Below are 7204 nucleotides of genomic sequence, written 5' to 3' on the forward strand. Positions count from 1 at the left end.
AGCGCCCCGGGTGAAATAGTCGGTCTTGTCTGCGACAAACATCCAGTTGGCCACCCAGAAGAAGGCGGCGACGGCGTCATCGCGCAAACCGGCGACGGCCTCGGGTGAAAAGAACTGCCGCCCAACCGCCACGGTCAGCACCATCAGCACCACTGCCGGGAGGAGCCGCCGGGCCCGCCGAATCCAGAAGTCGCCCAGGTCAATACGGCCCCTTCGGCCGAGTTCGTCAAGCAGCAGCGATGTGATCAGAAAACCGCTGAGCACGAAAAACACGTCGACGCCCAGGAATCCGCCCGTCATCCCGGGAATGCCGCCGTGATCGGCGAGCACCAGCGTGACGGCCACAGCGCGCACACCATCCAGCGCGGGAATGCCGGGACGGCGCGTTGATTGTCCACCACCGTCGCTACTTCTGGTGGTGGCCAGCCGGACCACATGCGGCGGAGCTACCCATCGGGGTCGCCGAGCACAGCGAACCGGCGCGGGGTAATCCCCGGCCGGTCCCATACTCACCTCTTTAGTGCTCCGACCGCTCGCCTGGCCGGTGCTGTCGTTGCCGCCGATACGTCGATGCCCCTCCCTGCTGATCCCCGTCAGTTTAGGTGCGGCTAGACCGCATCATGGGGAAGACACGACGCTGCGGCAGCCGAAATATGCTGCTACGCCGTGCCGTGGGCGAATTCCGATGGGCGGCGCCTGATGTCATTTCGGCTTTAGAGGCCGGCGAAATCGATGATCCCGCGAATGTTGCGTCCTTCGCGCAGGTCCGCGAACGCCTCGTTGATCTGGTCCAGCTGGTAGTGGCGGGTGACCAGCTCGTCGAGCTTCACAACGCCGGCCTGATACATCGACAACAGCTTCGGCACGCTAGTGCGCGGATTCATCCCGCCATAAAGAACTCCCTTGAGTTGCTTGGCCGAGAGCACCATCTCCTGCAGGATCAGCGGAACCAGGGGCTCACTGTACGGGGTGATGCCGGTGGCGACGCACGTCCCGCCCTTGCGAAGCAGAGTCATCGCCAACGCGATCAAGTCCACGTGCAGAACCCCAGGAGTCAAGATGACGCGGTCGGCCATCACGCCCGCGGTGATGTCTTTCACCAGCGGTATCGCCTCCTCAGCGGAGGTGACGGCATGCGTGGCGCCGAAGATCTTGGCAGAATCCCGTTTGTACTCAACCGGATCCACCGCGACGATATAGGTTGCGCCGGCCGCACGCGCTCCTTGCAGGGCGTTCATTCCGACACCGCCGGTTCCGATGACGACGACGGTGTCGCCGGGCTCGGTGCCTGCCGAGACCGTCGCCGAGCCCCAGCCGGTGCTGACACCGCACGAGACGAGTGCGGCGGCATGGAACGGGATCGCATCGTCGATCTTGATGACAGACCTTTCCGTGAGCACCGCATATTCCGCGAAAGTGCCGAGTTGTCCATAGGCCAAGAGGTTTTCGTCGCCGAGATGCCGGCGGCAGGTTCCGTCGGTGGGCATCTCTCGCACGAACAGGCTCGCGCCGGAATCGCAGATGTAGCTCTGCCCGTTGACACAAAACCGGCAATTCCCGCACGCGGGAATGAAGGACATCGCCACGTGATCCCCGGGCCGAACCGTCGCCACGCCCGGCCCGGTCTCTTCGACGACACCAGCACCCTCGTGACCACCGAGCAAAGGGAACCAGTCCGGTGCGGGCATGCCGGTCGCGGCCAGCACCTCGGGGGTTGGCACCACGTCGCCGGTGATCAGATGGTCATCGGAGTGGCAAACGCCGGCAACGGCCATGCGCACCAGGACTTCACCGTCGCGTGGCGGGTCGAGCTCCACGTCGCGGATCTCCCAGTCCTCGCCGACCCCGCGCAGCACAGCGGCGCGACACTTCATTAGGGCGCGTATCCCAAGGTGCTCTTTACCTCTAAATATTCGTGGAACCCGAATTCGCTCCACTCCCGACCGTTGCCGCTGTGCTTGTAACCGCCGAACGCCGCGTTCATGTCGAACGCATGATTGATCGTCACCCAGCCTGCCCGGATCTTGCGGGCCACCTCACGCGCTTTGTCGAGGTCGGCCCCGGACACATAACCAGCCAGGCCGTAATCGGTGTCGTTGGCGATATCCACGGCCTGATCGATGTCGTCATAGCCTAGAATGCACAGCACAGGCCCGAAGATCTCCTCGCGCGCGATCGTCATGTCGTTGGTGACGTCGGCGAAGACGGTCGGCCTGACGTAGTAACCCTTGTCCAGCCCTGCTGGACGGCCCGGACCGCCCGCAACGACGGTCGCGCCTTCGCTGACCCCCTTCTGGATCAGGCGCTGGACCTTGTCGAACTGCGCCTTCGAAGCCACCGGCCCGATCGCCTCCCGATCATCGGGGTCACCCACCTTTACTTGCACGGCGGTTTCTTGCGCGATGGTAATGGCCTCGGCCATACGCGAATTCGGAATCAGCATGCGCGACGGCGCGTTACAGCTCTGTCCTGAATTCGGCATCATGCTGGCCACGCCGGCGCGGACGCTGTCAGCAAAGCCTGCATCGTCGAGGACGATGTTGGGGCTCTTGCCGCCGAGCTCCTGCGTCACCCGCTTCACCGTCGGAGCGGCATTCATGGCCACGTCGACACCGGCGCGCGTGGAACCGGTAAACGACACCATGTCGATGTCAGGATGGCTCGCCAAGGCCACACCGACGCCGGCACCGTCGCCATTGACGAGGTTGTAGACACCGGCCGGCACGCCCGCGGCATCCAGAATCTCGGTGAAAATGTAGGCCGAGAAGGGGGCTACCTCAGATGGTTTCAGGATCATCGTGCATCCCGCCGCCAGCGCCGGGTATACCTTGACCGCGATCTGGTTGAGCGGCCAGTTCCACGGTGTGATCAGCCCGCAGACGCCTATCGGCTCCTTGGCGATCAGCGTGGCCCCGTGCTGTTCGGAAAAGGGGAAGTTCTTCAGCACGTCGATCGCCGCCACCAGGTGACCGAGCCCGAGTTGGACCTGCGGGCCGGCGGCCAGCGAGGGTGGCGCGCCGATTTCCTCGGTGACTGCATCGGCGAGATCTCCTGCACGCTTTTGATATTCGGCGAGGATCGCCTCGAGCAGAGCAAGACGCTGTTCGCGGCTGGTTTGTGACCAGTCGGCGAAGGCGCGCCGCGCGGCGTTGACTGCCACGTCGACATCGGCGGCCGAGCCGAGCGAGATCCTCCCGGACACCTGCTCGGTCGCCGGATTCTCGACGTCAAAAGCATTGGGCCGCACCGGGTCGACCCAGCGGCCATCGATGTAGAACTTCAGGTAGTCGCGCATGACACCATCCTTTTCTTACTGCGTGCCTTCTGCATACCAGGTGCGGAATTCGGCATACTTGGGCATCTCCTCGGAGTTGGCCTTCGGATCTATGCAAACGTGCACGACGGCGGTCTTGCCGCTCGCGTATGCCCGCCCGATCGCCGGGCCGATCTCGTCCTCCTTCTCGACGTACTCGCCGTGGCAGCCGAAGCCCTCGGCGACCTTGTCGAGGCGGACGTCCTTACTCCAGTGCACGCCGGGCTGCGGCGACGGCTGCTCGAAGGTGCGCTTGTAGACGCCCACCTCGAGGCCCCACTGGTGGTCGACACCCACGACACACACCAGCGGAAGCTTTTGCCGCGCGGCGGTTTCCAGCTCGGCGATGTGGAAAAGGAACGCCGAATCGCTGGTCAGCAGCATCACCGGCCGCTTACCGCCCTCCGCGACCGATGCTCCGACCGCGTACGGCAAGCCGGTGCCGAGATGGCCGAAGTTCTGGTTCCAGATGACGTCGCGCGGTTTGGCCTGCGAGTAGGTCCACTGGAAGATGACGGTCGCGCCGCCGTCGCGGACCAAGATGCCGTCCTTCGGAAATGCCTTGGTTGCCTCGACGACGAACCGCGCCGGGTGTATCGGCGTCCGGCCCGTCGGCGCGTTCTCGGCGAGCTGCGACAGCTCCGCCGCGTCCTCCTTGATCCAGCGGTCGAGATCCACCGATGCCTTTCTCGGATCGTCACGCAGCGCCTCCACCAGCTGAGGCACCACCCCACGAAGGTTACCGACCAGCGGGACATCAATGGGGCGGTTGACGCCGATCGCAAGCGGATCCTGTTCCACCAGAACCCATTTGCGCTTTGCGTCGTTCTCCGCCCAGTGGCGGGTCCTGCCGTAGTGGCTCGGTTCGCCGAGCTCCGTGCCGAGCGCGACGCACAGATCGGACTTCACCACCGCCTCAACGGCCGCCGGCGAGAATCCGTAGGCGAAGGTACGGTCCTCGAGGCCTTCGATGAACGACGTGCCGCCGGACGTCTGGATCACCGGACATCGCATGAGGTCGGCCAGTTCCCTGACCGCCGCACCGGTGCGCGACGTGTGGACCCCGTGTCCGACCAACAGGATCGGGCACTCCGCCGCGCGGATCAACTTCGCCGCTTCGGCCACCTCGCGTTCGCCCGCGGTCTGGTCGACGAGCCGGTACCGATTGGGCGGCAGCGGATCCGGCACCTCGAGCTCCTCGAGGATGACGTGCGAAGGGTACTCGATGTAGGTCGGGCCGGGAGTGCCCGACATGGCACGTCGGATCGCCTCGTGGATGATCTCATCAGTCTGGTCGGCGTACTCGATGGATGCGCTGTACTTGACGGACGCCGCGACAAGGGGCTCCTGCTGCACGAACTGGATGCGTCCGCGCCGGACCCGGCGTTCGGTGATGCGGGCACGCTGGCCGCCGAGGAAGATCACCGGTGAGTTCTCCACGAGGGCACACTGGATCGCTCCGGCCATGTTGGCCATGCCGGGCCCCAGCGTGCCGATGCACAGGCCGGGCTTACCCGTCATCCGCGACGCCGCCTCCGCCATGAATCCGGCGCTCAATTCGTGATGCGGTGCGACCACCGACCAGCCGCGAGCGTCGGCCTCCGTGAACATGTGCACGAAGTTCGGGTCCGGGATACCGAACAACGTATTGACGCCCTCGGCCTCGAACAGGTCGAGAATGCGCTTGTAAACGGGCACACCCATCCTGACAGCTCCTTGATTTCGCGAGCAGACGCAAAATCGCTCTCTGGCAGTCTATTTCGGACGATTTTGTGTCTGTGCGTGCCAATTTCAGCGAGGACTTCTGCAGTGTCGGCCCCGAGCTCGGGTGCCGGCCCCGCGACGCGACCGGGTGTCCGAGAGAACCAGGTCGGTACGCCCGGAAAGCGGACCGGTCCGTGCGGCGTGTCCAGCGTCTCGAACATGCCGGCGGCGTTGAGATGCGGATCGTCGAACAGCGCGCCGGGCGTGTTCAGTGGGGCGGCCGGTATCTCGAGTTCGCGGAACAGCGCAAGCCACTCGTGCGTCGAGCGCTGTTTCATTGTCTCGGCCAATAATCCGTAGACGGTGTCGATCTGGCGCGCCCGATTCTCCAGCGTCGAATACAGCTCACTGGCCCACGGTGGCCGCACGGCGTTGATGAAAGCGTTCCAGTGCTTGTCGTTGTAGATCAGCGCGGCGATGTGGCCGTCGCTGGTGCGATAGGGACGGCGGTTGGGCGCCACGGTGCGCGGATAGACCGCTGGTCCCAGGGGAGGGTCGAACAGGGCGCCGTTGGCGTGTTCGACGAGCATGAACGAGGCCATGGTTTCGAACATGGCGACCTCGACTTCCTGCCCCTCTCCGGTGCGCTCGCGGTGGAACAGCGCCATGGTGGTCGCGTACAGCGCGGTCAGCCCAGCGACCTTGTCGGCCATGATGGTTCCGACGTAGTCGGCCTCGCCGGTCAATTGCTGCTGCACCGCCGGCAGGCCGCATTCGGCCTGAATCGTGTCGTCATAGGCGGGCCGGTCGCGATTGGGTCCGCGGCGCCCGTACCCGTAGCAGTTGGTGTAAATGATCGCCGGGTTGACGCCGGCGACGTCGCCGTAGGCGAAGCCGAGCTTGGCGATCGCCTTGGCGCGCATCGAGTGGATGAATACGTCCGCGGTCTCGATCAGCCCGCGCAGGGCCCGCGTTCCGGCGTCGGTGTCCAGGTCCAGCACGATGCCGCGCTTGCCGCGGTTGACGTTGACGAACACCCCGCTCATGCCCGGCGCCGGACCGACCGAGATGTAGCGGGTGTTATCGCCCTGTGGCGGTTCGACTTTGATCACGTCGGCGCCCATGTCGGCCATGATCTGCGTGCAGTATGGGCCCATCACCATTGCGGTGAGGTCGATTACCCGGACACCGGCGAGCGGTCCCGTCTGCGTCGAGCTACTCATGGAGTGCACCTCGATCGCTAGAACGGTGCGCAAGTTCGAAGCTGTAGCGGATGTGCTGGCCGTGGCCGTCGGGCACGACCGGAAAAACCAGCGGCGCCTCGATGTTTCGAATGGCGTCCAGGTAGCTGCCGACATCCTCGATCGTCCACGATGGCCGGCACACGCCCGGGCTTTCGGCAACGACCGCCCGGGCAACCCTACCCGCCAGCGCGATGAACATCTCCCCCGTCACCGAACAGGATTCGTGCGCAAGCCAACCCACCACGGGCGCAACCAGCTCCGGGCCCATCGGAGGGTAGGCCGAGGTGTCGATTCCGCCCGCCATTCGTGTCACGGCGGCCGGAACGATTACGTTGCATCTCACCCCGTTGTCGGCACCCTCGAGGGCCGCGACGTTGGCTAGCCCGATCACGCCGGCCTTGGCGGCGGCATAGTTGGCGACGCCGTGGGTGCCGTACAGGCCGCCGATCGAGGACGTCAGTACGATCCGCCCGTAACCGGCCTCGCACATGACCGGAAACGCGGGCCGCACAACGTTGAACGCGCCACGCAGGTGCACGTCGAGCACGGCGTCGAAATCCTCGTAGCTCATCTCTCGCAGCGAGCCCGGGCGGACATTGCCGGCGTTGTGTATCAGGATGTCGAGGCGACCGTAGCGTTCGAGCGCGGTCTGGATGATCGCCTCGCCGCCTTCTCGGGTGGCGACCGACTCGGTGCACGCGGTGGCTTCTCCTCCGGCCGCCGTGACATCGGCGGCCACCTGCTCAGCCGCCGCGGAGTCCACACCTTCGCCGGCGAGGCTGCCGCCGGGGTCGTTGACGATGACCTTCGCGCCCCGCGAGGCCAGCAACAGGGCGTAGGAGCGGCCCAGTCCCCTACCGCCGCCGGTGATGACGGCGATGCGGCCGTCGAATCTCAGGTCCGACATCTCTAGATTCCTAGGACCAGGCCATTCAGATCACCC

General features: G+C 65.2%; 5 protein-coding genes and 1 pseudogene. All 6 read right to left on the reverse strand.

What is annotated here, in order from left to right; genetic code table 11:
* A partial coding sequence (locus WBF82_RS13795) for an acyltransferase family protein (RefSeq protein WP_424383568.1) occupies nt 1-507 on the reverse strand: 507 nt, incomplete at its 3' end.
* 206 nt (nt 508-713) lie between these two features.
* Complete coding sequence (locus WBF82_RS13800; protein ID WP_424383569.1) at nt 714-1874, reverse strand: NDMA-dependent alcohol dehydrogenase; 1161 nt, start codon at nt 1872-1874, stop codon at nt 714-716.
* Nucleotides 1874-3295 carry an aldehyde dehydrogenase family protein gene (locus tag WBF82_RS13805; protein ID WP_424383570.1) on the reverse strand — a complete coding sequence of 474 codons (1422 nt, stop codon included), beginning with the start codon at nt 3293-3295 and terminating at the stop codon, nt 1874-1876. Before WBF82_RS13805 ends, WBF82_RS13800 begins: the two co-directional genes overlap by 1 nt.
* Nucleotides 3296-3310: 15 nt before the next feature.
* Nucleotides 3311-5017, reverse strand: a complete 1707-nt coding sequence (locus WBF82_RS13810) for a thiamine pyrophosphate-binding protein (protein ID WP_424383571.1) — start codon at nt 5015-5017, stop codon at nt 3311-3313.
* A gap of 5 nt (nt 5018-5022) precedes the next feature.
* Nucleotides 5023-6240, reverse strand: a pseudogene (locus tag WBF82_RS13815) (CaiB/BaiF CoA transferase family protein); the annotation flags it as partial.
* Nucleotides 6233-7168: an SDR family NAD(P)-dependent oxidoreductase gene (locus WBF82_RS13820; protein WP_424383572.1), complete on the reverse strand. Its 936-nt coding sequence runs from the start codon at nt 7166-7168 to the stop codon at nt 6233-6235. The gene WBF82_RS13820 and the pseudogene WBF82_RS13815, both read right to left, overlap by 8 nt.
* Nucleotides 7169-7204 lie beyond the last annotated feature (36 nt).

It is taken from the genome of Mycobacterium sp. (assembly GCF_049673265.1).
Lineage (GTDB): Bacteria > Actinomycetota > Actinomycetes > Mycobacteriales > Mycobacteriaceae > Mycobacterium.